Source organism: Rhodovulum steppense (assembly GCF_004339675.1).
Taxonomy (GTDB): Bacteria; Pseudomonadota; Alphaproteobacteria; order Rhodobacterales; family Rhodobacteraceae; genus Rhodovulum; species Rhodovulum steppense.
Map to the genome: position 1 here is coordinate 52,088 of NZ_SLVM01000017.1, position 25,271 is coordinate 77,358.

Here is a 25,271-nt window from a genome sequence, read left to right on the forward strand (position 1 = left end):
CGCTTTGCCAAGCGGGCGCGAAGCGGCTAAACCGGCGCAAAGGCGCATGGAGGGCGAAATGGCGGACCTGCCGGGCATCGTGATCATGGGCGCATCGGGCCGGATGGGCCAGATGCTGATCCACACCGTTCTGCAAAGCGACAAGGCCCGACTCGTCGGCTGCGTCGAGCGCTCCGGCCATCCCTGGATCGGCCGCGACATCGGCGAGGCGATGGGCGGCCCGCATCTGGGCCTTGCCGTCACTGACGACGCCATCGGCACGATCGCCCAGGCCCGGGCCGTGATCGACTTCACCACGCCCGAGGCGACGGTCGCCACCGCGACCCTGACCGCCCAGGCCCGCGCCGTGCATGTGATCGGCACCACCGGATTCGGCCCCGAGCATCTGCACAAGATCAAGGCCGCCGCCCGCCATGCCGTGATCGTGCGCGCCGGCAACATGAGCCTTGGCGTGAACCTGCTGGTGCAACTGACCCGCAAGGTCGCCGCCGCGCTGGATGCCGATTTCGACATCGAGGTGGTCGAGGCGCATCACCGCCACAAGGTCGATGCCCCCTCGGGCACCGCGCTCATGCTGGGACAGGCCGCGGCCGAGGGGCGCGGCGTCGCGCTGTCCGAGGTCTCCGAACGCGGCCGCGACGGCATCACCGGCGAACGCGGCCGCGGCGCCATCGGCTTTTCCGCGATCCGGGGGGGCGACATCGTGGGCGAGCATGACGTGATCTTCGCCGGGATGGGCGAACGGATCGTGCTGCGCCATGTCGCGACGGATCGCGCGATCTTCGCCCGCGGCGCGCTGCGCGCCGCGCTGTGGGGGCAGGACCGCAAGCCCGGCGAATACGACATGCTGGACGTTCTGGGTCTCTAGACGGCGCGTCCCGGGGGCCGGACCCCCGTTGACAGCGGCGCGCCAAACGGTCTTTCTGAACACACGTTCATTTCCAGAAGGCGGAACCCGGGGAGGGGGGAATGCTCGGCAGGAACAGCAACAGGCCCGGCCCGGCCGAACGGGGCCGTGCAGGGGGGCGGACATGCTGATCCGCGCCATCGACGGGCTGAACGAACTCGTGGGCCGCACGGTCGCGGTGCTCGCGCTCGGCTTCGCCGCCGTCATCATCTACGACGTCTTCATGCGCTACGCGCTGAACAGCCCGACGCGCTGGGCCTTCGACGTCTCCAAGCAGATGTTCGGCTTCTACTTCATCCTGCTGGGCGGCTATGCGCTGCGCCATCAGAGCCATGTGCGCGTGGACCTGCTGACCGAACACATGCGCCCCGGCACACGGCGCTGGGTGGATATCGCGGGCTACCTGATCTTCTTCTTCCCCTTCGCCTGGATCTTCTTCCGCCGCAGCTGGGATTTCGCCGCCCGGTCCTGGGCGCAGGGCGAAACCACCTATGGCGCGGTGCAACTGCCGGTCTACCCGCTCAAGGCGGCGATGTGCGTGGCGGCGGGCCTGCTGCTGCTGCAAGGCATCTGCGAAGTGCTGAAACTGCTGTTCAACCGGACGGAATCGCCCCATGGGACCTGAGCTGATCGCCCTCCTGATGTTCGGCCTGCTGCTGCTGGGCCTGTTCATGGGCCACCCGCTGGCCTTCGTGCTGGGCGGCGCGGCGGTGATCGGGGCCTTTGCGGCGGGCAAGCCGATGGTGCTGGGGATCGTGGTCAACCGCGTCTTCGGCGACGTGCTGGACAATTACACCCTGATCGCCATTCCGCTGTTCATCCTGATGGCGCGGTTCCTGTCGGATTCAGGCGTCACCGACAAGATGTTCGAGACATTGCGCCTGTTGCTGGCGGGGCTGCCGGGCGGGATGGCGCTGGCGGTGGTGTTCATCTCGATCCTGCTGGCGGCCACCACCGGCATCATCGGCGCCTCGATCACGGTGATGGGCTTCATGGCGCTGCGCCCGATGCTGCAATACGGCTACAGCCCGACCATGGCCTCGGGCCTGATCGCGGCCTCGGGCTGCCTGGGAATCCTGATCCCGCCCTCGATCATGCTGATCCTGATGGCCAGCTATTCGCCGCTGTCGGTGGGCGAGCTGTTCGCGGGCTCCATGATCCCCGGCGTGCTGCTGGGCCTGCTCTATGCGGCCTGGGTCATGCTGGTGGCCTTCCTGCGCCCCGACATGGCGCCGCCCGTGCCCGCCGACGACAAGATCTCCCGCGGCGCGCTGTTCCGCATGCTCCTGCTCGAAGCGGTGCCGCCCCTGCTGCTGATCCTCGGCATCCTCGGCTCGCTGCTGGCGGGCATCGCCACCGCGACCGAAGCCTCGGCCATCGGTGTGTTCCTGGCGCTGATGATCGTCGTGGCGCGGCGCAGATTCGCGCTCAAGACCTTCTACAGCGCGCTGATCGAGACCGCCCGCACCTCGGCGATGATCCTGTTCATCGTCATCGGCGCCACCGCCTTTACCGGGGTCTTCAACATCACCGGCGGGCTGCGCGCCACGCAGGAGATCATCCGCGCCCTGGAAATGGAACCCTGGATGCTGATGACGATGCTGCTGTTCATCGTCTTCCTGCTGGGCGCCTTCCTCGACTGGACCGGGATCGTGCTTCTGTCCTTCCCGATCTTCCTGCCCATCGTGCAGGAGCTGAACATCGACCTTCTGTGGTTCGTGGTGCTGATGGCGGTGGTGCTCCAGACCTCGTTCCTGACGCCGCCCTTCGGCTACGCGCTGTTCTATCTCAGGGCGATCGCGCCCCCCAGCGTCAGGACCGCGCAGATCATCGTGGGGGTGCTGCCCTTCATCGGGCTGATCCTGCTGATGTGCCTGGCCGTGGCGATGTTCCCGCAACTGGTGACCTGGCTGCCCGGGCAGTTCTACGGACGCTGAGACGACCAAAACCGGAGGAGAAAGACCATGAAAACCAAGACCACCCTGTTCACGGGCGCCGCCCTTGCGGCAAGCCTGTCGGTGCCTGCCATGGCCGCCGAGACCTGGACCATGACCACCACCTGGCCCTCGTCGCTGGAACTGATCGAGATCGACCGCCATTTCGCGGATCTTGCCAACAAGCTGACCGCGGGCGAGCTGACCATCGACTTCTACGAGGGCGGGTCGCTGGTGCCCGCGGGCGAGGTGTTCGGCGCGGTCGAAAGCAACACGATCCAGGCCGGCGGCGACTGGCCGGGCTACTGGGCCGGGCGCGATGCCGCCTTCTCGCCGCTGGCCACCACCGCCAGCCTGTTCAACGCGGTGGACTATGTGAACTGGATCCTCGAATGGGGCGGCGCGGCGCTTTATGACGAGATCTACGGCAATTACGGCATGGTCTACCTGCCCTATGGCGTCACCAACAACGAATCGGGCTTCCGCACCAATTCGCCGATCCGCACGCTCGAAGACCTTCAGGGCAAGCGGCTGCGGCTCTCGGGCCTCGAACAGGGCAGGATCCTCGAACGCCTCGGCGGCAGCCAGGTGTCCATGGCGGGCGGCGAGATCTACCAGGCCCTCGAACGCGGCGTGATCGACGGCGCGGAATTCTCCACCCCGAACGTGGACTGGTCGGGCGGCTTCCAGCAGGTGACGCAATACTGGGCCACGCCCGGCTGGCACCAGTCGGCCTCGGTCTTCGGGGTGATGATCAACAAATCCGCCTGGGACGCCCTCGCCCCCGAGACGCAGGAAAAGCTGCGCGTGGCGGCCAATGCGACGCTGTTGTGGTCGCTTGCCTTCACCGAGCGCCGCGCGACCGAAGCCTATGCCCAGTTCGACGAGGCGGTGGAGATCACCCGCTATGACGACGAGACGCTGGCCCGCGTGCAGGAAATCGCCAACGAGGTGATCGTGGAAACCGCCTGCGCCAACCCGAACTCGGCCAAGGTCTATCTCAGCCAGCTCGAATACCTGGCCGATTACGCCAAATGGCGCGACGCCTCGGCGCCCTTCAACCTCGGCCGCACGCCGAACGGCCCGGATATCGAGGCGATTCGCGCCTGCGCCAACTGACCGAACCCACTCGCGAAACGGGGGTCCGCAGCGATGCGGGCCCCTTTTTCGTGCAGTCGCGCCCGGATCGCGCGCCGGACCTGCCCTTGGGTTAACAAATTCGTAGGCCGCCACGGCCCCCTGCGGTTAACGTCTTCGTGAACGCCCGACAGGTCAGGCCCATGGACGCGTCCTGGATACTCAGCCGCCCCTATACCGCGCTGGTGCCCCCCGCCTGCGCCGACACCCCGCCCGCCATGGCGCTGGCCGAGTTCGTCTCGGGGCTCGAACGGATGCGCGCCGACAGTTCCGATCCGCTGGTCTCCTGGCGTCAGGGCCTGTCGCTTGCCTTTGCCGATCTCGGCCCGCTGGGCGAGGCGGTGGCCCGCGCCACCACCCTTGGCGCCGCGCTGCGCTGTCTGGCGCAGGGCTTTCCCGCGCTGCAATCCGGCACAAGTGCCCGGTTCGAGGTCGATGGCGATTGCGCCCGCTTCACCTACCGCGTGCTCGACTGCCGGATCTGGCCGCGCCGGGCCGATTCCGAACTGACGCTGGGCGTCGTCGCCCGCATCGCCGGGCATTTCGGCGCGCCCCCCACCGCCCTCAGCGACATCGCCTTCGAACACGCGCCCTGCGCCCGCACCGCCCCCCTTGCCGCCGCCCTGCGCCGCCCGCCCCGCATGGCTGCGCCCGAAAACGCCATCGCCTTTCCCGTCCGTATGCTCGACCGCCGCGCCCCCACCCCCGACGACTCCTTCCCCGAGGCGCTGCGCATGCTCGACCGCACCATCGCCGAGCATCGCCGCTCCGAACGGCTGTCCTCGCGGGTGCGCTTCGCCATCTTCGACCGGATCGGCCATGCGCCCGTAGATCAGGACGCCATCGCCCGCCATCTGGGCCTGTCGCGCCGCTCCCTGCGCCGCCATCTCGATGCCGAGGGCACCAGCTTTGCCGACCTTCTTGCCGAATGCCGCCGCGCCTGCGGCCACGCCATGCTGACCCGCACCGCGCTGCCGCTCAGCGAGATCGCGCTCGCGCTGGGCTATTCAGACCAGACCGCGTTTTCCCGCGCGTTTTCCCGCTGGTTCGGCGAATCGCCGCGCGAATTGCGCCGCTCGGGCGGGCGCGAGGAAAGCGTGATCCGCTGATCGAACGGCCCCTCGCGCGCCGGTCCCGCATGGGCGATGAAAATCCGCGTGCGGTCGGCGTAATGCGCGTCCAGCGCCGCCAGAATCCGCCCCGCCGAGGCCGCATCGACCTCCGACAGGCTCTCATCCAGGATCAGCACCCGGAACGGCAGCAACAGCGCGCGGGCCAGCGCGATCCGCTGCCGTTCGCCGCCTGACAGGTTCGCCCCCGTCTCGGTCAGCATCAGGTCCAGCCCCGCCCCCTGCGCCCGCACCCAATCGGCCAGGTCGGCCTGTTCCAGCACCTGCCACAGCCGGGCATCCGACGCCGCCGGATCGGCCAGCCGCAGGTTGTCGCCCAGGCTCATCGCCAACAGCGTCCCGCGCTGCGGCACCAGCGCCACCGCCCGGCGCAGCGCCACGGGGTCAAGCGTGCGCACATCCACCCCGTCCAGCGTGACCCGCGCGCCCGGCGCCGGGGCCGCCAGCCGCAGCGCCAGGTGCATCAGGCTGGATTTCCCGGCCCCCGAGGCCCCGTCGATCAGCACCCTTGCCCCCGCCGGGATCGTCGCCGTAACCGGCGCGTGATCCGCCATTGCCGCCCGCGCCACCTCGAAGCCCAGCACGGCCCCCGGCGGCAGCGGCCTGCCCGGCGCCTCGGTCGCCTCGGCATCCATCAGGTCCGCCAGACGCCCCGCCGACACAAGCGCCTGCGCCTGCGCGTGATACAGCCCCAGCAGGTTGCGCAGCGGCCCGGTCAGCATCCCGATATAGGCCAGGAACGCGATCAGCGCGCCGATCTGCCAGTCGCCCCGCACCACCCACAGCCCGCCGATCAGCAGCACCGACAGCCGCACCCCCGCCGCGATCACCTGCGGCACCGCGCCCACCAGTTCCAGCCAGCGCCGCTGGCGCTCCAGCGCCGCGATCTGGCCAGTCTGCAACGGCTCCAGCGCGCCCGCCCGCGCCTCCCCCGCCCCCAGCGCGCGCAGCGTGGGCAGGCTCGACAGGCTCTCGATCACGAAGCTCGACACCGCGCCGCGCATCTCGCGCACATCCTCGGCCCGCGCGGTCGTGCGCCCCCGCGCCCAGGCCAGAAAGGCCAGCTCCAGCGGCGCCGCCAGGATCGGGATCAGCGCCAGCCGCCAGTCCAGCACCACCAGCATCACGCCCCCGCCCAGCAGCCGCAGGATCGAGCCGAAGGCCGCCAGCAGCCCGTCAAAGGCGAAACGCTGGATCTCGGCCGTGTCCCCGTCGATCCGCGCCGTCATCTCGCCCACGGGCTTGGGCGGCGCCAGCGGATCGCGCAACAGGCTGGCCCGCATCGCGCGCCCGCGCAGATCGGCCAGCATCCGCGCCGAGAACCGCAGATGCAGCAGCGCATTGACCACGCCCATCCCCAGCGCCGCCAGCCCGACGCCAAAGGCCGCCAGCGCCCAGGTCCAGACCGCCTGCGCATCGCGCGCCACCAGCCCCTCGTCGATGAACTGCTTGGTCAGCCACGGCGTCGCCAGCCCCAGCAGAACCGCCAGCAGCGACACCGCCAGCACCAGCGCGATGCCGCCCGAGGCCCGCGCGATCACCGGCCCCAGCCAGCCCGCCGCGCCCGGCCCGAAGAAGACCCGCGCCGCCCCCCGGCCGAAGCGTGCCGCCCCGTTCATGCGCAGCCCCGGCATTCGGGCCCGTGAAACCGCGCCGCGCCCGCCAGCGCGTCCCGCGCGGCCGCGCCATCGGCAAACCGCGCCCCGGCCGCGATCCGCGCCGCCAGATGCCCCGCAACCCGCGCCGCGGCAAGGCTCGCGCCGCCCTGTCCCGTCCCGCCCTGTTCGGGCGATCCGCACCAGGCCCCGATCACGCCGCCCTCAAGTGCCGAAAGCCCGTCCCAGTCGCAACGCGCATCGCCCGTTGCCGCGATCACGCCGGGATAGGCCGCCGGATAGCACGGCCCCCCCCGCGCAGGCGCCGCCGCGACCACGATCCGCCCCGCCGCCACCGCCGCCAGCGCCGCGCGGCTGAGCGGCACCCGGTCGGCCGCCAGCCCCAGGCTCAGGCAGATCACATCCGCCTTCCGCCCCGCCAGCCAGTCCAGCGCGCTCGCCACCTGGATCGCCGTCGTTACCGGGCGGTCCTGAAACACCTGCGCATGAACGATCCGCGCATCGGGCAGCGCACGCCGGATCACCTCGGCCACCGCCGTTCCATGGCCCAGCCGGTCAGGCCGCGCCGCGACCCAGGTGCCATCCGGCAGGAACAGCCGCCCCCCCGCCAGATCGGCCTCGGGGCCGCCGCTGTCGATCACGCCGACAAGAGGGGGGCGGCCCGTCACCGCCTAGTCGGCGCGCGTGAACAGCCGCACCGAGGCCAGCGACATCGAATGCCCGTCCGGCAGGTCGATCTGGCCTTTCTTCTCCAGCGTCTCGGCATCATAGACCCCGATATTGCCCAGCGTGCCGCCGATGAAGATCGTGCTGCCATCGCTTGAGACATTCACCGAGTAATAGCTGTGCGGCAGGTTCACCCGCTTGATCGGCGCGCGCGTCTCCAGATCGAAACTGGCCAACTGGTTGTAGACGCCGAAAATCCGCTGCTTCGCCGGATCGGCCACGGTCGAGAAATAGAAGATGTCGGTCGCCTCCGCGTCCTTCATCACCATCTCGCCGGTCTCCAGATCCAGCGTCAGCAGCCCGGTGCGATAGGCCTCCGGGTCTTCGGGGTCGCCATCCTCGCGAAAGGTGTAGAAGGGCGTGGTCACCATCCCCGCCACCTCGAATTGCGACCAGGCATCCAGAACGTCGGGCTGGACATATTCGCCCTTGCCCCAGCCATGGATCGGCAATTCATCCACCTTCTGCCCGGTCGCGCCGTCGAAGACATGCATCTCGCGGCCCATCCCGTAGATCCGGCTGCCATCCTTCGAATAGGCGATCACCGTCACCTGCCGCGGCGCCTCGGCCCGGGCCTTCAGCACGCCGGTTGCCGCGTCATACAGCGACAGCCGCGTGGGCCGCACCTCGAAATGGTTCTTGAAAAGCCCCACCGGGCTTTCATAGACCGCCAGCGTCGCGCCGTCGGGCGACAGGTCCATCCCGAACAGCGCCTTCACCCGCTCCTGCTCGGTGCCCAGGATCAGGCGCTGCACTTCCTCGCCGCTTTCCAGGTCGATCTCGACGATCTCCTCGTTCTGCGCGACGATCACGAAGGCGCGGCGCCCATCCGCGCTGACCACGGGCAGGCTGGGCAGCGGCGCGGCCATGTCGATGGTGATGACCTTGTCCACCGCCATCGCCTCGGTATCGACGATCACCAGCCGGTCGGGACGGGTCGGCGCGATCAGGTAGTCGCGGGCCAGCGCGGGCGCGGCGGCAGCCAGCAGGGCAGGGGCCAGCAGGGCAGTCAGCGTCTTCATCCTCGTCACCCTTTCAGCCGGGGAAAGACCGATTGCAACTGGCGCCAGTCCGCTTCCGAGGCGGGCGCGTTCTCGGTCCAGTTCGGATAGGTGGTCATCGTGTCGGGCACCTGCGCGGGCCACCAGCAGGGATCGGCGCAGCCGTAAAGATCGGCCTCCATCGGCTGGCACAGGTTGGCGACACCGCCAAAGGCGTCGATCTCCCAGCCCGGATCGAACGAGGTGGTGCAGCCCACCAGCGCGTTCATGGCCAGCACTTCCTCGGCGCTGCCCTCTGCGGGCGCGGCGGCTTCGGCCTCAAGGGCCTCGTCCATCGCCTTGGCCCGGGCATTGGCGGGGGTCAGGTGTTTCATTGGGCTCTCCTCGGCTGAAGATGGCGACGGAAGAAATCGGGATTGGCCTGCATGATGCGGGTATAGGCGGCGATCCCGAAATCGACCCAGTCCCGCATCAGGTCGCAATAGTGATAGACCGGCGCGAACGGATCGCCCTGCCGCGCATAGGATTCGTGATAGCATCCGCCCGCGCAGATCGACCGGATCCGGCAGGTCCGGCAGCCATAGCCGCTGCGATCCTGCGCCCCCTCGATGAAGCCTGCCAGCCGCGGCACGTCGATGCCGGTCTCGACATTGCCATAGGTCGGCTGGTCTGACCCGACGAAGCGGTGGCACAGATGCAGATCGCCCGCCTTGTCGACGGCCAGCATCCCCAGCCCGGCCCCGCAGGGCACCGCCTTTTTCGTGCCCTGCGCGATGTCCGTCAGCAACTGGTGCATGTTCGAGAAGCCGATATTCTCGCCCCGTATCGCGGCCTCGACATAGCGCCGCCCGAGCGTCTTCATGTCCTCGAACACCTGCCCCAGCGCAGCACCTTCCAGGTTGAAGACCGATACCGGGCCGGATGTCGCCGGGCCGAATCCCACCTCGGCAAAGCCCAGATCGCCGCGCAGATGGTCATGGATCGCCAGCACATCGGTCACCCCGCGCGTCAGCGTCACCCGCGCGCCCACGGGACGCGAGCGATACCGCCCCAGCAGCATCCGCACATTCCGCGCCACCGCGTCATAGGTGCCCCGCCCGCCCACGTTCCGCCGGTTCACGTCATGCAGCGCCTTGGGGCCGTCCATCGACACGGTCAGCCCGAAGCGATGCGCATCCAGCCAGTCCACCAGCGGCTCGGACAGCAGCGTGCCATTCGTGGTCAGCGAGAAATCGACCGTCTTGCCCAGCTCCGCCACCCGCGCCTCGGCATGGTCGACCACCTGCCGGATCAGCGCGATATTGGTCAGCGGCTCGCCCCCGAAGAAGACGACATTGACCCGGTCCCGCGCCGATGCCTGCCGCAGCAGCAATTCGAACGCCGCCACCGCGGTCTGGAAAGTCATCTTCTCGCCCTTGGCGGGGGTCGTCAGATCCTCCTTGTAGCAATAGGTGCAGGCCAGGTTGCAGCCCGTGTTGACGTTCAGAACGATCGTCGACAGCGGCACATCCTCGACCCGGGCAATCCGGATCGGCGCGGCCGGCGTGGCCGCATCGCGCAGGATGTCGAGGGCCACGAAACTGGCGACGCAATCGGCCAGCGCGCCGGGCGCATGCCGCCCACCCAGTTCCGCGCGCAGAGCCGCGGCATCCGCCACACCCGCCCGCGCGAACAGGTCGAACACATCACGCGCCACCGCGTCCATTTCATACAGCCCGGTCGAGGGCACATGCATCAGCATCGCGCGCCCGTCCACCTCGACCCGGTGGGCATTCTCGGGGATGAAGGCCAGCATTCCCATCGCGCTCACCGGATCGGCGGATCGACGAAACGCTGGACGGTGGCGTAAAGCTGCGCGCGCCCCTCCAGCACCTCGCCCGCCTGTTCAAGCCGGGCAACCACCCACAGATTGCCCGCATTGTTCGTCATCATCGGCCGTTCCGGGTTCGGCCCCGCATCGCCCGGCGTGAACCGGCCCGTGCCGTCGATCACGCCCGCAAAGCGCGCATCCTCCATCGCCGCGGCCACCTCGTCGAAATTCTCGGTGCTCCAGTCGGCGGGGAAATGGCCCACAAGGATGTCGTCCTCGGTGCCCGGCTCGCCATCGGGACCGTTCAGGTAGCCCAGCACCTCGAATTGCGCGGGGACCTTGGCAATCGGCCCGTCATTGCCGCCCACGCGCGAGATCGTGACCTCTGGCACCACCGCGATCCGGTCCAGCCGGTCATACAGAACCAGCGGCGCGGCCAGATCCCCCAGTCCAAGCGTGACAGGCCCCACCGCCGCCTCCGCCCCGGCGGTCACGCGCAGCACGACCTGCGTCGTGCTTTCCGAAACCACCTCGGCACTGACGCCTTCGGGCAGCACCGGCGCGCCCGACAGCCCCACGCCGGTCAGCGTGACCTCGGCCGCCTCGCCCAGCCGCAGATGGCCGGGGCTGATGCCCAGGATACGCGGCGCGGCATCCTCGCGCGCGGCCAGCATCCGCGCTCCGATCACGTCGCTTTCGGCATCGAACCAGCGCCCCGCCAGCGCCCCATCCGCGCCCAGCGCCATGACCTGCCGGATCTCGGTCTCGCCATCCGACAGCGTCGCGCGCCACTCGCCCGCGCCATAGACCAGCCCCTGCCCGTCGAAATGCGCGTGGCTGCCATCGGCAAAGCCCATATCCAGATGCACCTCGTAGCCCGCGCCCTCGGCCATCACATGCATCGTCCCGGCATAATCGCCCCGCCCCGGCATCCGCCCGGCCACACTCCAGGCCCCCGACAGATCGGCGGCCAAGGGCGCCGGGGCGTCGCCCAGCCCGTAAGTCCCGGCCAGGAAATCCAGCACCTCGCTCATCGCAAGGCCCCACCAGTCGCGGTCACGCGCCAGCGCCTGATATTCCAGCGTCGGATACTGCCCCAGATGGAAATGGATCATATGCGCCCAATCCTCGCGCGTGCGCCGTTGCAGCGCGACCCGGGCAAAGGAATGGCAGCGTGCGCACATCTCGGCCAGGTCCTGACTCGGCGCCAGATCCACCGAAACGGGTTCCTGCTCCAGGATATAGCGCCAGCCCTCGGTCTCCGCGACCGCCAGCCCGCGCGTGTCGGCCAGATGGCGCACCATCGCCGCGCGCTCCTCGCCCGACAGCCGGACCCCGTGATTGCGCATCATCCGCACCAGCGTCATGTCCCAGCCTTCGGGCGTGCGGCGGCCATCGTCGATTCGCGGCAGGCTGCCATCGGCGCGCGGCGCGTGACAGGTGGTGCAGACGCGGTCCAGGATCTCCTGCGGTTCCATCGCAAGGGCAGGCAGCGCCAGCGCCAGCGCGGCGCAGGTCGACCAAAGGGCGGGGGCTGTTCGGCTCATCGGTGGCATGTCCCTGTTGCTTTGTCGGTGTCGCGCTCTTGGTGTCGCGCGGCGCTTTGCCGCGCCGATCAAATCTTTGCCAAGCTCCGTCCGCATTTCTTGACATTTCCGGACAACCTCGCACCCGGGCAGGATGGATGCGGCAATGCGAGGCATTGCAGAATGTGCTATGTCTTGCCCGGTGGTGCCTTTGGCTCGCGAACAGGCAGCAGGGAAACCGGATGACGCAAACCCATGACCTGATCGTTCTGGGCGGCGGACCGGCCGGGGCGGTCGCCGCCTGGCTGGCCGCGCGCGACGGGCTGGACATCGTGCTGATTGATCCCTGCACCGCCGAGGACCGGATCGAGGGCATGAGCCCGCGGCTGCATCGCTGGCTGGACGGGCAGGGGTTGCTGGCCGGGTTCGCGGGGCTGGTCGGCCCGCTTTCGCGGATCAGCCACTGGGCCGCGCAGCCCACCAATGGCAATGCCGAATGGATCGTCCACCGCCCCGCGCTGGACACCCATCTGCGGCAGGCCGCCGTGGCGGCGGGCGCGCGGCTGATCCCCGGCACCGCCCGGGTCGAGGCCACCGGCCCCGAGGGCGTCACGATCCATCTCGACGGGGGCGCGCGGCTGACCGCAAGGCAGGTCTTCGACGCGCGCGGGCGCAAGGCCCATGCGGGCATCCGCGACATGCGCCGCGCACCCGCCACGCTGTCGATCTCGGGCTGGGCCGCGGCGGACCGCGCCGCGCCGCGTGGCGTGCGCGTGGTGCCCATCGCGCAAGGCTGGCTCTGGATCGCGCAGGGCTGGCCGGGCCGGGCCTGGGTGCAGTTCGTCACCGATGCGCAGGGCGATGCCCCGCCCGGCGCGCGTTTCGCCGCCGCCATCGCCGCCGCCACCGAAACCGCATCGCTGCCCGCCTTGCAGCCCGAGGGGCCGCTGGTGATCCGCGATTGCGCCCCCGCGCTGCCCCCCTTTACCGGCGATCTGGCCGTGCTGGCCATCGGCGATGCGGCGGCCGCGGGCGATCCCCTGTCCGGGCATGGCCAGTTCTGGGCGGTCTCGGGCGCGCTGTCGGCAACCGCCGTGCGCCGCAGCCTCGCCGCCCGCCCCGGCCCGGAAACCGAGGCGCTGGCCCGCCGCTTCCTCGCGGACCGGCTGACCGAGACCTTCCTGCATCAGGCCCGCGTCGGCCGCGAATTCGCCCGCCAGGTCGCCGACCATGCCGATGCGCCCTTCTGGGTCCGCCGCCGCGACTTTCCCGACGATCTGCCCCTGCACCCGCAAGGCAACGGCTTCCGCATCGACCGCGCCGTGGTGGTGGCCGACAACCTGCTTGAGGAACGCGAGATCCTGCGCACCCCCGCCACGCCCGCCGGCATCGCCTGGTTCGGGACGATCCCCGCGGCCGAGGCATGGCGCGCCCTGCAAGACCGCGTGCCCTTGCCCGATCTCGTCGCCCGCTGGGGCAAGGCCGCCGAACATCTGCCCGACTTCCTGATGCAGGAGGCCGCGCCGCCCTACTGAGCGCGCGACAGCCGCGCCACCGCCCAGCGCGCGGCCTCGGCCACCGTCGGATCCGGGTCGCAAACCAGTCTCTGCACCGGCCCGATCAGCGCCCTGTCACCCGAATTGCCGATGGCATAGCAGACATTGCGCACGAACCGATCCCGCCCGATCCGCTTGATCGGCGATCCCGCGAACAGCGCCCGGAACCCCGCATCGTCCAGTCCCGCCAGATCGGCCAGCCTCGGCGCGACCAGATCGGGGCGGGCGGCATATTTCACCTCGCGCGCGGCTGCTGCGAACTTGTTCCAGGGGCAGACCCCCAGGCAATCGTCGCAGCCATAGATCCGGTTGCCCATCAGCGGCCGCAGGCCCTCGTCCACCGGCCCCTTGTGCTCGATCGTAAGGTAGGAAATGCAGCGCCGCGCATCCAGCTGGAAGGGCGCCGGGAACGCCCCCGTGGGGCAGGCCTCCAGACAGGCGGTGCAACTGCCGCAATGCTCTTGCCCCGCCGCATCGGGCGGCAGTTCGACCGTGGTGAAGATCGCGCCCAGAAAGAACCAGTTGCCCAGACCCTGCCCCAGCAGGTTCGTATGCTTGCCCTGCCAGCCCAGCCCCGCCGCCTGCGCCAGCGGCTTTTCCATCACCGGCGCGGTATCGACAAAGACCTTGATCTCCGCCCCCGGCGCCGCGTCGATCAACCAGCGCCCCAGCCGCTTCAGCCGCGCCTTCAGCACGTCATGGTAATCGCGGTTCTGCGCATAGACCGAGATCGCGCCGCGGTCGGGCCGGTCCAGCACCGCCAGCGGATCATGCGCCGGGCTATAGGGTTCGGCCAGCATCACCACCGACCGCGCAGCAGGCCACAGCGCCGCCGGATCGCCGCGCCAGCCCATCCGCTCGGCCATCCACGCCATCTGGCCATGCCAGCCCCGCTCGACGAACGCGGCCAGCCGCGCGGGGGCCTGCGGTATCGCATCGGGGCGGCATACCCCCATCGCGGCAAAGCCCTCGGCCCGGGCCTGCGCTGCCAGCCGATCCTTGAGCGCCCCGCTCAAAAGTCGAGATTGGCGTAGTGCCGGGGCGGCGGAAAGCCCGGCACCTGATCCGCCAGGATGCTGCGGAAGGCCGGGCGCGACTTGATCTTGGCATACCAGTCCTTGACCGCCGCATTCCGGTTCCAGTCCACATCCGAGATGTAGTCGAGGCTCGACAGATGCGCGGCCGCCGCGAAATCGGCCAGCGTCATCACATCCCCCGCCAGCCAGCGCCGCTGATCCAGCAGCCAGCCCATGTAGTCGAGATGGAACTTGATCGCCTGCGATCCCGCCTTGACCGCCCGGCTTTCGGGATAGCCCTGGCCCATCACCTTCTTGTTGACCCGCTCGTAAAGCAGTTTCGAGGTCACCTCGTCATGGAACTTGTCGTCGAACCAGAAGCACAGCCGCCGCGCCTCGTAGCGTTCGGCGGGGGTGCCGGGCAGCAGCCGGGGTTCGGGATGGACCTCGTCGAGATATTCGCAGATCGCCTGGCTCTCGGCCATCGCGCGCCCGTCCATCCGCAGCACAGGCACCTTGCCCGCCGGGTTGCGCCGCATGAAATCGGCGTCACGCTCCCAATAGCGTTCCTCGACCAGCTCCACCTCGATCCGCTTTTCGGCCAGCACCAGGCGGACCTTGCGGCAAAAGGGCGACAGGGGAACGTGATAGAGACGGTTCATGGGCTCGACCGGAAGTTGACCTGACGCCCCTCTTGCCCGGTCAGGCCCGGATTTTCAACTCTCGAAGCAGGCCGACCGCCCATCGGCGCGGATCGTCGCCGCCCCGTCCGAGATCCGCGCGGCCCGGCGTTGCAACTGCGGCGTCAGCCGGGCCGCGTTGCGCGTCTTCGGCGCGGGCAGCACCACGGCCAGCGCCGCAGCCTGCGCCGCGCTCAGCCGGTCCGGGGGCACGCCGAAATAATGCCGCGCCGCCGCATCGACGCCAAAGACGCCCTCGCCGAACTCGGCCACGTTCAGATAGACCTCCAGGATGCGCCGCTTGGACCAGGTCAGTTCCACCAGCGGCGTGATCACCGCCTCCAGCGCCTTGCGCGGCCAGCTTCGGCTTTGCCACAGATAGACATTCTTGACCGTCTGCTGGCTGATCGTCGAGGCGCCATAGCGCCCGCCCGCCTCCAGCGCGCCACGGATCGCGCGCATGTCAAAGCCCCAGTGCAGGCAGAAATTCGCATCCTCCGCCGCCACGACCGCGCGCCGCATCGCGGGCGCGACATCCTCGATCGCGACCCAGCGATGCTCGATCCCGCCCAGCCGCCGCCCCTCGGACCACATCGTATGGGTCAGGGGCGGGTTCACGACCTTCGGCGCGACGACGCCCAGCACCGCCAGCAGCACCATGCCCCAGACAAGACGGCGCAGGGTGATCCGCGGACGCGGCAGCGCGGGCAGCCTGAACCGCCCCCCGCCGCCCTTGCGGGCCGCCTTCCTGCGTGCCGGTGCCTTTCGCTTCGCCATGCGCCGCCTGATAGACCAGCGCGGCCCGCTTGGCCATCGCCGGAAATGCAGAACCCCCGCGGGTGACACCGCGGGGGCCTTCGTTCAGGGCCGGATCAGACCCTATTCCGCCGGAACCGCGCGTTCCTCGATGCCCAGCGGATGGGTCAGGTGGGGCAGCATCTCGCGCGGGCAGACCTGCAGGAAATTGCCCTTCTCCAGTTCCCAATGGTCCAGGATGTCGCGCGCCTTGTGGCTGCCGGTCTCCTCGGCATGGCGTTCGATCAGGCCCTTCAGCTCGGCTTCCCAATGCTGGACGCTGATCCGGCAGGTCAGCAGCGTTTCCATGTTCATCCGGTCGGCGGCCATCCCCTCGGGATCATACAGATAGGCCATGCCGCCGGTCATCCCCGCGCCGAAATTGGCCCCGATCCGTCCCAGGATCACCGCAATCCCGCCGGTCATGTATTCGCAGCCGTTCGAGCCGCAGCCCTCGACCACCACCTTGGCGCCCGAGTTGCGCACGGCAAAGCGTTCGCCCGCCCGGCCCAGCGCGAACAGGTAGCCGTCGGTGGCACCATACAGCACCGTGTTGCCGATGATCGTGTTCTCCGAGGGGTCCAGCGGCGTGTAAAGCGGCGGACGCACCACGATGGTCGCCCCCGACAGCCCCTTGCCGACATAGTCGTTGGCATCGCCCGCCACGATCAGCTTCAGCCCCGGTGCGCCGAACGCGCCCAGCGACTGCCCCGCGCTGCCCGCCAGCTTCACCGTCAGGTGGTCGGGCTGCAACTTGTTGCGCATCCCGAATTTCGTGACGATGTGGCTGGATACCCGCGTGCCGATGGACCGGTGCGTGTTGCGCACCGCATAGGACACCTGCATCTTCTCGCCATCCTCGAAGAAGCGATGCGCATCGCGCAGGATCTCCGCGTCCAGCGTGTCGGGCACCGCATTGCGCGGCTTGTAGCGGTCCAGAACCGGCCGGTCCGACGGATCGACCTGGATCAGCAGCGGATTCAGGTCCAGATCGTCCAGATGTGCCGAGCCGCGGCTGATCTGGGTCAGCAGATCCGCCCGCCCGATCACCTCGTCCAGCGACCGCGCCCCGATCTGGGCCAGGATCTCGCGCACCTCCTGCGCGTAGAAGGTGATCAGGTTCACCACCTTGTCCGCATTGCCGGTGAACTTGGCCCGCAGCTTGGGATCCTGCGTGCAGACCCCCACCGGGCAGGTGTTGGACTGGCATTGCCGCACCATGATGCAGCCCATCGCGATCAGCGCGGCGGTGCCGATGCCGTATTCCTCGGCCCCCATCATCGCCGCCATGACGATGTCGCGCCCCGTGCGCAGCCCGCCATCGGTGCGCAGCGTCACCCGCTCGCGCAGGTTGTTCATGGCCAGGACCTGATGCGCCTCGGTCAGGCCCATTTCCCAGGGCAGGCCGGCATATTTGATCGACGTGGCCGGGCTGGCCCCGGTGCCGCCATTATGCCCCGAGATCAGGATCACGTCGGCCTTGGCCTTGGCCACGCCCGCCGCGATCGTGCCCACACCGCTGGAGGCCACCAGCTTGACGCAGACCTTGGCGCGCGGGTTGATCTGCTTCAGGTCATAGATCAGCTGCGCCAGATCCTCGATCGAATAGATGTCGTGATGCGGCGGCGGGCTGATCAGCGTGACGCCCTTGGTCGAATGGCGCAGCCTTGCGATCAGTTCCGTGACCTTCATCCCCGGCAGTTGCCCACCCTCGCCGGGCTTGGCGCCCTGCGCGACCTTGATCTCCAGCTCTTCGCAATGGTTCAGGTATTCCGCCGTCACCCCGAAGCGGCCGCTGGCCACCTGCTTGATCTTGGCCGACGGGTTGTCCCCGTTCGGTTCGGGGTGGAAATGCGCCGGATCCTCGCCGCCCTCGCCCGAGTCGGACTTGGCCCCGATCCGGTTCATCGCCACGTTCAGCGTCTTGTGCGCCTCGGGGCTCAGCGCGCCCAGGCTCATCCCCGGCGTCACGAACCGCTTGCGGATCGAGGTGATCGATTCCACCTCCTCGATCGGCACCGGCTTGCCCAGCGGCTTGATGTCCAGAAGGTCGCGCAGATGGATCGGCGGATGCGCCCGCATCGCGGCCGAGAACTGCTTCCAGATCTCGAAGGACGCGCTGTCGCACGCCTTCTGCAACAGCGCCATGGTCTTGGCCTCCCAGGCATGGGTCTCGCCCGAGCGCCGCGCCTTGTAGAAGCCGCCCACCGGCAGCACGTCGCGCCCCCCGCGCCAGCCCTGGCGGTGGACCTCTTCCAGCTTCTTCTGGATGCCCGAAACCCCGATCCCCGAGATCCGGCTGTGCATGCCGGGGAAATATTCCGCGCACATCGCGCGGGACAGCCCCACCGCCTCGAAATTCAGCCCGCCGCGATAGGACGAGATCACCGAGATGCCCATCTTCGACATGATCTTGAGCAACCCGAGGTCGATCGCCTTGCGATAGCGCGCCACGGCTTCGGTCAGCGTGCAATCCAGCAGCCCCCGCCGGATCCGGTCGGCCAGCGTGTCCTCGGCCAGATAGGCGTTCACCGTGGTCGCGCCGCAGCCGATCAGCACCGCGAAATAATGCGGGTCGATACATTCCGCCGAACGCACATTGACCGAGGTGAAGGTCCGCAGCCCCTTGCGCGTCAGCCAGCTATGCACCGCGCTGGTGACCAGGATCATCGGCATCGCCACGCGGTCCTCGTTCTGGTGCTGGTCGGTCAGCACCAGATGCCCGGCGCCCGAGCGCACCGCATCCTCGGCCTCGGCCCGGATCCGCGCCAGCCCCTCGCGCAGCGCGTCCTGCCCCGCGCCCGCCGGGAAGGTGCAGTCGATCTCGGTCATGGGCGAGGTGAATTGCGACGCGATCGCCTCGAACTGGGCATTGCCCAGGAAGGGGCTTTCCAGGACGATGATCCGCGTCTGGCTGCCATCCTCGTCCAGCACGTTCTTGAGGTTGCCGAACCGCGTCTTCAGGCTCATCACCCGGTATTCCCGCAGGCTGTCGATCGGCGGGTTCGTCACCTGGCTGAAGTTCTGGCGGAAGAAATGGCTGAGCGGCCGGTATTTCTCGGACAGCACCGCGCTGGGCGTGTCGTCGCCCATGGACGCCACCGCCTCCTTGCCCTCCTCGGCCATCGGCGCCAGGATCGTCTCGACCTCCTCGATGGTGAAGCCCGCCGCGATCTGCCGCTTGCGCAGTTCGCCGCCCTCGTACAGCGTCACCTCGTCCAGGCCCGACAGCGTGCCGTCCAGTTCGTGCACCTTTTCCAGCCAGTCGCCGAAGGGCTGGCTGGCCGACAGCAGGTCCTTCAACTCGCTGTCATGGTAAAGTCGGCCCTCGCGCATATCGACCGCGATCATCTGCCCCGGACCCAGCGCGCCCTTCTCGCGCACGCTGGCCTCGTCGGTCGGCACCATCCCGGTTTCCGAGCCCGCGATCAGCAGCCCGTCGCCGGTCACCACATAGCGCATCGGCCGCAACCCGTTGCGATCCAGCCCGCCGCAGACCCAGCGCCCGTCCGTCATCGCCAGCGCCGCGGGGCCGTCCCAGGGCTCCATCACCGAGTTCACATAGGCATACATGTCGCGCCAGGGCTTCGGCAGCTCGACGGCCGCCTGCGACCAGGCCTCGGGCACCAGCATCGTCTTGGCCATCGGCGCATTGCGCCCGGCACGCACCAGCACCTCGAACACGGAATCGAGCGCCGCCGAATCCGACGACCCCTGCGCCACGATCGGCTTGATATCCTCGGCCAGATCGCCAAAGGCGGACGACGCCATCCGGATCTCGTGGCTTTTCAGCCAGTTCAGGTTGCCCTTCAGCGTGTTGATCTCGCCGTTATGGGCCAGCATGCGGAAGGGCTGCGCCAGCCACCATTGCGGGAAGGTGTTGGTCGAATAGCGCTGGTGATAGATCGCAAAGGCGCTTTCGAACCGCGGATCCAGCAGGTCGGGATAGAACTCGGCCACCTGCTCGGCCAGCATCATGCCCTTGTAGATCACCGACCGACAGGACAGCGAGCACAGGTAAAGCCCCGGCACCTGCGCCGCGGCCGCCGCCTTCTCGATCCGGCGGCGGATGACGTAAAGCTCGCGCTCGAACGTCTCCTCGTCCACGCCCTTGGCGTTCGAGATCAGGATCTGCTCGATCTCGGGCCGTGTCGCATTGGCCTTCTCGCCCAGCACCTCGGTATTCACCGGGACGTGGCGCCAGCCATAGATGTAATAGCCCATCCGCAGGACTTCGGTCTCGACGATGGTCCGACAGGCTTCCTGCGCGCCGAAATCGGTGCGCGGCAGGAACACCTGCCCCACCGCGATCAGCCGGTCGGGATGCGGCTCATGGCCCGTGCGCCGGATCTGGTCATAGAAGAACGGCACCGGGATCTGCACATGGATGCCCGCCCCGTCGCCGGTCTTGCCATCGGCATCGACCGCGCCACGGTGCCAGACCGCCTTCAGCGCGTCGATCCCGTTCTCGACCACCTTGCGCGAGGGCTTGCCGTCCACCGCCACGACCAGACCCACCCCGCAGGAGGCGTGCTCGTCCTCGGGCCGGTAAAGCCCGTGCTCGGCGACAAAGGCACGCCGGGCTTCCTCGCGGGCCACCCAGTCGGCATCGAATTTCGTCATGGTCGGAACCCTTCTCTGATGGGTCAGGGCATCTGCCCTATTCCTGTCTCACTGGTCGGGGGCGTCGGACAAGAGTCATATGGAAATCATATGGAAATCATATGGAATTCCGATTTGCTCTTTTCCCATGCAAACGCCTCCGGGCTGTCACTCTGCCGCGACCTGCGCGGGCTGGGATAGATAGGTCAGGATGCTGTCCGCCGCCTCGCGCCCGTCGCGGATCGCCCAGACGACAAGGCTTGCACCGCGCACGATATCGCCCACGGCGAAGACGCCCGGCAGGCTGGTTTCATGGCTGCGGAAATCGGCCTTGATCGTGCCCCAGCGCGTCACTTCCAGCGCGGTTTCACCCCAGAGCGTCGGCAGGTCCTCGGGCTCGAAACCCAGCGCCTTGATGACCAGATCGGCGGGTTCGACATAATCCGCGCCCTCGATCACCTCGGGGCTCTGGCGGCCCGTGGCATCGGGTGCGCCCAGCCGCATCTTCTGCACCATCACGCCCTCGACCGGATTGCCGGCAAAGCCGTTGGGCGCGGTCAGCCAGACGAATTCGACGCCTTCTTCCTCGGCATTCTGCACCTCGCGCTGCGAGCCGGGCATGTTCGCCCGGTCGCGCCGATAAAGGCATTTCACCGATTGCGCGCCCTGCCGGATCGCCGTGCGCACACAATCCATTGCGGTATCGCCGCCGCCGATCACCACCACGCGCTTGCCGCTGGCGTTCAGCTCGCCCGACTCGTATTCGGCCACGCTGTCGCCGAACCCCACCCGGTTCGAGGCGGTCAGGTAGTCGATGGCCCGCACGATGCCCGCCGCGCCCACGCCCGGCGCCTGCATCGCGCGCGACTTGTAGACGCCCGTGGCGATCAGCACCGCGTCATGCTTGCCGCGGATCGCGTCGAAACTGATATCCACGCCCACATTGCAGTTCAGGACAAACTCGACCCCGCCCTGTTCCAGTTGTTCGACGCGGCGCATGACCACGTCCTTTTCCAGCTTGAAACCCGGGATGCCATAGGTCAGCAGCCCGCCCGCGCGGTCATGGCGGTCATAGACCGTGACCTGCACACCGGCGCGGCGCAGCACATCCGCCGCCGCCAGCCCGCCGGGCCCCGCGCCGATGATACCGACGCTTTCGGGCCGCTCCTCGCGGGGCGCGATGGGCTGCACCCAGCCATTATCCCAGGCGGTATCGGTGATGTATTTCTCGACCGCGCCGATGGTCACGGTGCCATGGCCCGACTGTTCGATCACGCAATTGCCTTCGCACAGGCGGTCCTGCGGGCAGATGCGGCCGCAGATCTCGGGGAAGGTATTGGTCGCCTGGCTCATCTCGTAGGCTTCCTGCAACCGCCCCTCGGCGGTCAGGCGCAGCCAGTCGGGGATGTTGTTGTGCAGCGGGCAATGCGTCTGGCAATAGGGCACGCCGCACTGGCTGCACCGGCTGGCCTGCTCGGCGGCCTTCTCGGCGGCGTATTCGGCGTAAATCTCGTTGAAATCATGCGCACGCGAGTCTGCATCCCGTTTGAGGGGCATTTCCTTGGCGGTGCTGACGAACTGAAGCATCGGACGCTTCGACATGGCTGGCTCCCTGCGGACGGACTCCGTTTCCGGCCGCCTCTATACGGGTCTTCCAGAGCAATTAAAAGTCAGAAGTTATGACCCTTTCGGAATTATCTTTCCGCCCGCCCGCGCCCCACTTCGCGATAGCGCCAATTCAAGGTCAGCAAATATGACCTTTAGCGGTGCTTTCCATTCCGAATCAAACCCGTATGCTGACGCCGATTCCGCTGCGGGCCGGGTGACATGGAACTCTTCAACCTCCTCCTCCTTGCCGTGATCCAGGGGATCACCGAATTCCTCCCGATCTCGTCCTCGGGCCACCTGATCCTGCTGCCCTACCTGACCGGCCAGCCGGACCAGGGCCAGGTGATCGACGTGGCGGTGCATGTCGGCACACTGGGGGCGGTGATCCTCTATTTCCACAAGGATGTGGCGCTGGCGCTCGGCGGACTGGGACGGGTCATCCGCGGCCGGATCGACACGCCCGGCGCCTTTCTCGCGCTCTGCCTGATCGTCGCGACCATCCCGGTCGTGATCGCGGGCCTCCTGATAAAGCTGGCGGGCGTCGAGGAGATGCTGCGCAGCATGGCCCTGATCGGCTGGACGATGCTGATCTTCGGCATCCTGCTGTGGTGGATCGACACCCGCGCGCCGCGCACCCGCAAGGCCCCGCAATGGACGCTGAAACACGCCCTCGTCATGGGGTCCTGGCAGGTGATCGCGCTGCTGCCGGGCACCTCGCGTTCGGGCATCACGATCACCGGGGCGCGGGCGCTGGGCTATGACCGGCCCGACGCGGCGCGGCTGGCGATGCTGATGTCGATCCCGACGATCGCAGCCTCTGGCGTGCTGCTGGGCGGCGAGGTGATCCTGAACGCCGATCTTGCCATCGCCCGCGACGGCGCCATCGCCGCCGCTTTCGCCTTCGTCTCGGCGCTGGCCGCGCTTGCGGTGATGATGCGGCTGGCCCGCTCGATCAGCTTCACGCCCTATGTGATCTACCGGGTGGTGCTGGGGATCATCCTGCTGGGCATCGCCTACAGTTAGGGCCGCGTCCCCCTGGCCGACTCGCGGATGCCGTAGAACTGCCCCGACGGGCGGTAGCGCCACAGGTATTCGGGCAGCACCGACTCCATCGAAACCGGCGCGATGCCCAGCTCGGCAAAGCCCGGCATGCCCTCGCCCACCACATTGTCCAGCGCGAGGTTCGTCACCTGGTCGCGAGTCAGGATCGAGTTGGTGAACAGCCCCAGCGACAGCCTTTGCAGCAGGTCGAACGCCGTTCCCATCGCGGCAGAGGCAAACAGCGGCAGGTTCAGCACGATCCGGTTCGGTCTGCCGATCACCTCCAGCATCTCCTCCATGAGATCGGCAAAGCGTCGCACCTCCGGCCCGCCCAGCTCGTAGATCCCCGGCGCCGCCTTGCCCGTGACCCCCAGCGCGGCGGCCTGCGCCACATCGTCGACATAGACCGGCTGGAACAGGGTATTGCCGCCCGTCACCGGCAGCACCGGCGCGAACCGCGCCATCGAGGCGAAGCGGTTGAAGAACTGGTCCTCCGGCCCGAAGATCACCGAAGGCCGCAGGATCACCGCCTCGGGGAAGCTCGCCAGAATCGCCTGTTCGCCCTGTCCCTTGGTCTGGGCATAGGCGCTCTTGCCGTCCGGATCCGCCCCGATCGCCGAGACATGCACCAGCCGTCCGACCCCGGCCTTCGCGGCCTCCTCGGCGACATGGCGCGCGCCGTGATTCTGCACCAGACCGAAGGTGTTGCGCCCGACCTCGTTCAGGATGCCGACGCAGTTGACCGCCGCATCCGCCCCCTGCAAGGCGTCGGCGACCGAGGCGGGCTCGCGGATGTTGCACAGCATCGGCTCGACCTGCCCGACCGCGCCATAGGTGCGCACGAACAGCGCCTCGTTCGGGCGGCGCACCGCCACGCGGACCCGCCAACCCCCCGCCGCAAGGCGCTGCACGACATAGCGCCCGACAAAGCCCGAGCCTCCGAAAACGGTCACAAGCCCTGCCATGCCCGGCCTCCCTCGCAAATGGCGTTCCGATACCGAATATAGGGCCGAACCCGACCCCGCAAGACATGGGTCCTGATGATGTGACCGCCCGCCGACCGCTCGATCTGCCAGGGGTCTTTCGGCCAGGATTCGGCCCGCGGCTCGCGATGGGCGCTTGTGGCGGCACCCATTTCCGGGGAAGCGGGATCGGAAGCTGGACCAGGGGGTCTTCATGGCGGCGGCCAGGTCAGCGACTTCCTCGGCGCGACGGCCCTGGCTCAGTCCGTTTCCCGTCCGCCGAATGGCAGTTCCCCGACCGGTTCCGGAAAACGTTGAAAGACAAGGGACTACCCCCCCCCTGCATCTCCGGCAGGAAGTCCTGCAGCAAGGCGGCTCGCTATGGCGAGCCTCGATACAAGGGCCGCAAGCGACCCGAGATCCTGTCCTGCAGATTGAAGGGTGGGCGTCGCAATCCGCCATGACAGGAGACCAGGGCGTTCCCGTCTGCCGTCGGACCCGCCGCTTCCGTCATGTTCCGGCTGCGATGATCGACGAGACGTTGGCTTAGGATTACTGGTCGGAGTGAGAGGATTCGAACCTCCGACCCCTGCCTCCCGAAGACGGTCGTGAGACCACCTCGTTTTGAAGAATAAGGGCTTTGGGCGGCCATTCTTCCTGGGTTGCCCCACTTTCCGCATCATTTCTGGGGGCGTCCCCAGAAACGACATCATTCTTGGCAGGCAGGATCGGATAGGCCCGGGTGAAGACCATCCGCCGTGGCACAGCCGGACACGGGCGACCTCCACGGTCGTGGTCACCTCCTCGATCAGGACGACTTCGTGGCTCCAGTCGAACTGGTACGCCTCGCCCGGATCGAAGCGGAGTGGCACAAAGGCCGTCGCCGCCGCGGCGCTCATCCACCTCACCCCGCCGGGCCGTTGCTGACAGAATCGTCCAGTTCACCGTCGGGCTTATTCCGTTGAAAAACTCGCGCTTGAGATCCGCAACTCCGGGATGCAGATACGGCCAGTGGGTAGTTGGTTGCCATCGCATGGCACGGATGGCCTTCGTCGGTTTCGGACGCTCGGCAAGGCTTGGTCAGATTGCGACGGCCGGAGTTCCAGCGCTCGGCGTTCAAGGTGCAGACTGTTGGATGTCACTGAGAACTGACCCAGCGTTGTCACCGAGAACTGACCCGCCCGGTCGTTATGTTTGCTACTTCATGCTGGGGTCAATGGTGCC

19 protein-coding genes and 1 pseudogene are annotated in these 25,271 nt (G+C 68.2%); 7 read left to right on the plus strand and 13 right to left on the minus strand.

What is annotated here, in order from left to right; all coding sequences use genetic code 11:
• Positions 1-58: 58 nt before the first annotated feature.
• The 5 genes from dapB (at position 59) to qhpR (ending at position 5,087) form a co-directional block, all read left to right on the plus strand.
• Complete coding sequence (gene dapB, locus EV216_RS12235) at positions 59-868, plus strand: 4-hydroxy-tetrahydrodipicolinate reductase (protein WP_132695815.1); 810 nt, start codon at positions 59-61, stop codon at positions 866-868.
• Between the two features lie 163 nt (positions 869-1,031).
• Positions 1,032-1,532, plus strand: coding sequence for a TRAP transporter small permease subunit (locus EV216_RS12240; RefSeq protein WP_132695816.1), 501 nt, complete (start codon positions 1,032-1,034; stop codon positions 1,530-1,532).
• Complete coding sequence (locus EV216_RS12245; protein WP_207894006.1) at positions 1,522-2,844, plus strand: TRAP transporter large permease; 1,323 nt, start codon at positions 1,522-1,524, stop codon at positions 2,842-2,844. Before EV216_RS12240 ends, EV216_RS12245 begins: the two co-directional genes overlap by 11 nt.
• Positions 2,845-2,871: 27 nt before the next feature.
• On the plus strand, positions 2,872-3,960 hold the full coding sequence (dctP, locus tag EV216_RS12250; RefSeq protein WP_132695817.1) for a TRAP transporter substrate-binding protein DctP: 1,089 nt from the start codon (positions 2,872-2,874) through the stop codon (positions 3,958-3,960).
• 161 nt (positions 3,961-4,121) lie between these two features.
• Complete coding sequence (gene qhpR, locus EV216_RS12255; RefSeq protein WP_132695818.1) at positions 4,122-5,087, plus strand: AraC-like transcriptional regulator QhpR; 966 nt, start codon at positions 4,122-4,124, stop codon at positions 5,085-5,087.
• Here the strand turns inward: qhpR and EV216_RS12260 are convergent.
• From EV216_RS12260 to peaA, 6 genes are read right to left on the minus strand one after another with little or no spacing between them, the layout of a single operon-like run.
• A complete protein-coding gene (locus tag EV216_RS12260; RefSeq protein ID WP_243642066.1) occupies positions 4,982-6,742 on the minus strand; it encodes an ABC transporter ATP-binding protein in 1,761 nt (586 codons plus the stop codon). The genes qhpR and EV216_RS12260 overlap by 106 nt on opposite strands.
• Positions 6,724-7,392, minus strand: coding sequence for a subtilisin-like serine protease QhpE (qhpE, locus tag EV216_RS12265; protein ID WP_132695820.1), 669 nt, complete (start codon positions 7,390-7,392; stop codon positions 6,724-6,726). Before qhpE ends, EV216_RS12260 begins: the two co-directional genes overlap by 19 nt.
• Positions 7,393-7,395: 3 nt before the next feature.
• Positions 7,396-8,472, minus strand: a complete 1,077-nt coding sequence (peaD, locus tag EV216_RS12270; RefSeq protein WP_132695821.1) for a quinohemoprotein amine dehydrogenase subunit beta — start codon at positions 8,470-8,472, stop codon at positions 7,396-7,398.
• Between the two features lie 5 nt (positions 8,473-8,477).
• Positions 8,478-8,825 carry a quinohemoprotein amine dehydrogenase subunit gamma gene (gene qhpC / locus EV216_RS12275; protein ID WP_132695822.1) on the minus strand — a complete coding sequence of 116 codons (348 nt, stop codon included), beginning with the start codon at positions 8,823-8,825 and terminating at the stop codon, positions 8,478-8,480.
• Positions 8,822-10,252 (minus strand): quinohemoprotein amine dehydrogenase maturation protein, encoded by a 1,431-nt coding sequence (gene peaB / locus EV216_RS12280; protein WP_132695835.1) that lies wholly within the window; start codon positions 10,250-10,252, stop codon positions 8,822-8,824. Before peaB ends, qhpC begins: the two co-directional genes overlap by 4 nt.
• A 5-nt stretch (positions 10,253-10,257) precedes the next feature.
• Positions 10,258-11,808 (minus strand): quinohemoprotein amine dehydrogenase subunit alpha, encoded by a 1,551-nt coding sequence (peaA, locus tag EV216_RS12285; RefSeq protein ID WP_243642067.1) that lies wholly within the window; start codon positions 11,806-11,808, stop codon positions 10,258-10,260.
• Positions 11,809-12,029: 221 nt separating this feature from the next.
• Here peaA and qhpG point away from each other — a divergent pair, with 221 nt between their 5' ends.
• On the plus strand, positions 12,030-13,322 hold the full coding sequence (qhpG, locus tag EV216_RS12290; RefSeq protein ID WP_132695824.1) for a flavin-dependent monooxygenase QhpG: 1,293 nt from the start codon (positions 12,030-12,032) through the stop codon (positions 13,320-13,322).
• Here the strand turns inward: qhpG and queG are convergent.
• From queG to EV216_RS12315, 5 genes are all read right to left on the minus strand, one after another.
• On the minus strand, positions 13,316-14,359 hold the full coding sequence (queG, locus tag EV216_RS12295) for a tRNA epoxyqueuosine(34) reductase QueG (RefSeq protein ID WP_132695825.1): 1,044 nt from the start codon (positions 14,357-14,359) through the stop codon (positions 13,316-13,318). The two genes, qhpG and queG, sit on opposite strands and share 7 nt — an antisense overlap.
• Positions 14,356-15,021: an FtsZ-binding protein FzlA gene (gene fzlA / locus EV216_RS12300; RefSeq protein WP_132695826.1), complete on the minus strand. Its 666-nt coding sequence runs from the start codon at positions 15,019-15,021 to the stop codon at positions 14,356-14,358. Before fzlA ends, queG begins: the two co-directional genes overlap by 4 nt.
• Positions 15,022-15,075: 54 nt before the next feature.
• Entirely contained in the window at positions 15,076-15,816 is a 741-nt protein-coding gene (gene mtgA, locus EV216_RS12305) for a monofunctional biosynthetic peptidoglycan transglycosylase (RefSeq protein WP_207894007.1), read from the minus strand.
• Positions 15,817-15,918: 102 nt separating this feature from the next.
• Entirely contained in the window at positions 15,919-20,457 is a 4,539-nt protein-coding gene (gene gltB, locus EV216_RS12310; RefSeq protein ID WP_132695827.1) for a glutamate synthase large subunit, read from the minus strand.
• A gap of 147 nt (positions 20,458-20,604) precedes the next feature.
• On the minus strand, positions 20,605-22,038 hold the full coding sequence (locus EV216_RS12315) for an NAD(P)-dependent oxidoreductase (protein ID WP_132695828.1): 1,434 nt from the start codon (positions 22,036-22,038) through the stop codon (positions 20,605-20,607).
• 225 nt (positions 22,039-22,263) lie between these two features.
• On the opposite strand from EV216_RS12315, the gene EV216_RS12320 reads away from it, so the two are divergent.
• A complete protein-coding gene (locus EV216_RS12320; protein ID WP_132695829.1) occupies positions 22,264-23,067 on the plus strand; it encodes an undecaprenyl-diphosphate phosphatase in 804 nt (267 codons plus the stop codon).
• Here the strand turns inward: EV216_RS12320 and EV216_RS12325 are convergent.
• Both EV216_RS12325 and EV216_RS12330 read right to left on the minus strand, forming a co-directional pair.
• Positions 23,064-24,050 (minus strand): complex I NDUFA9 subunit family protein, encoded by a 987-nt coding sequence (locus EV216_RS12325; protein WP_132695830.1) that lies wholly within the window; start codon positions 24,048-24,050, stop codon positions 23,064-23,066. The genes EV216_RS12320 and EV216_RS12325 overlap by 4 nt on opposite strands.
• A 726-nt stretch (positions 24,051-24,776) precedes the next feature.
• Positions 24,777-24,934: pseudogene (locus EV216_RS12330) on the minus strand (IS21 family transposase); the annotation flags it as partial.
• Positions 24,935-25,271: the final 337 nt, after the last annotated feature.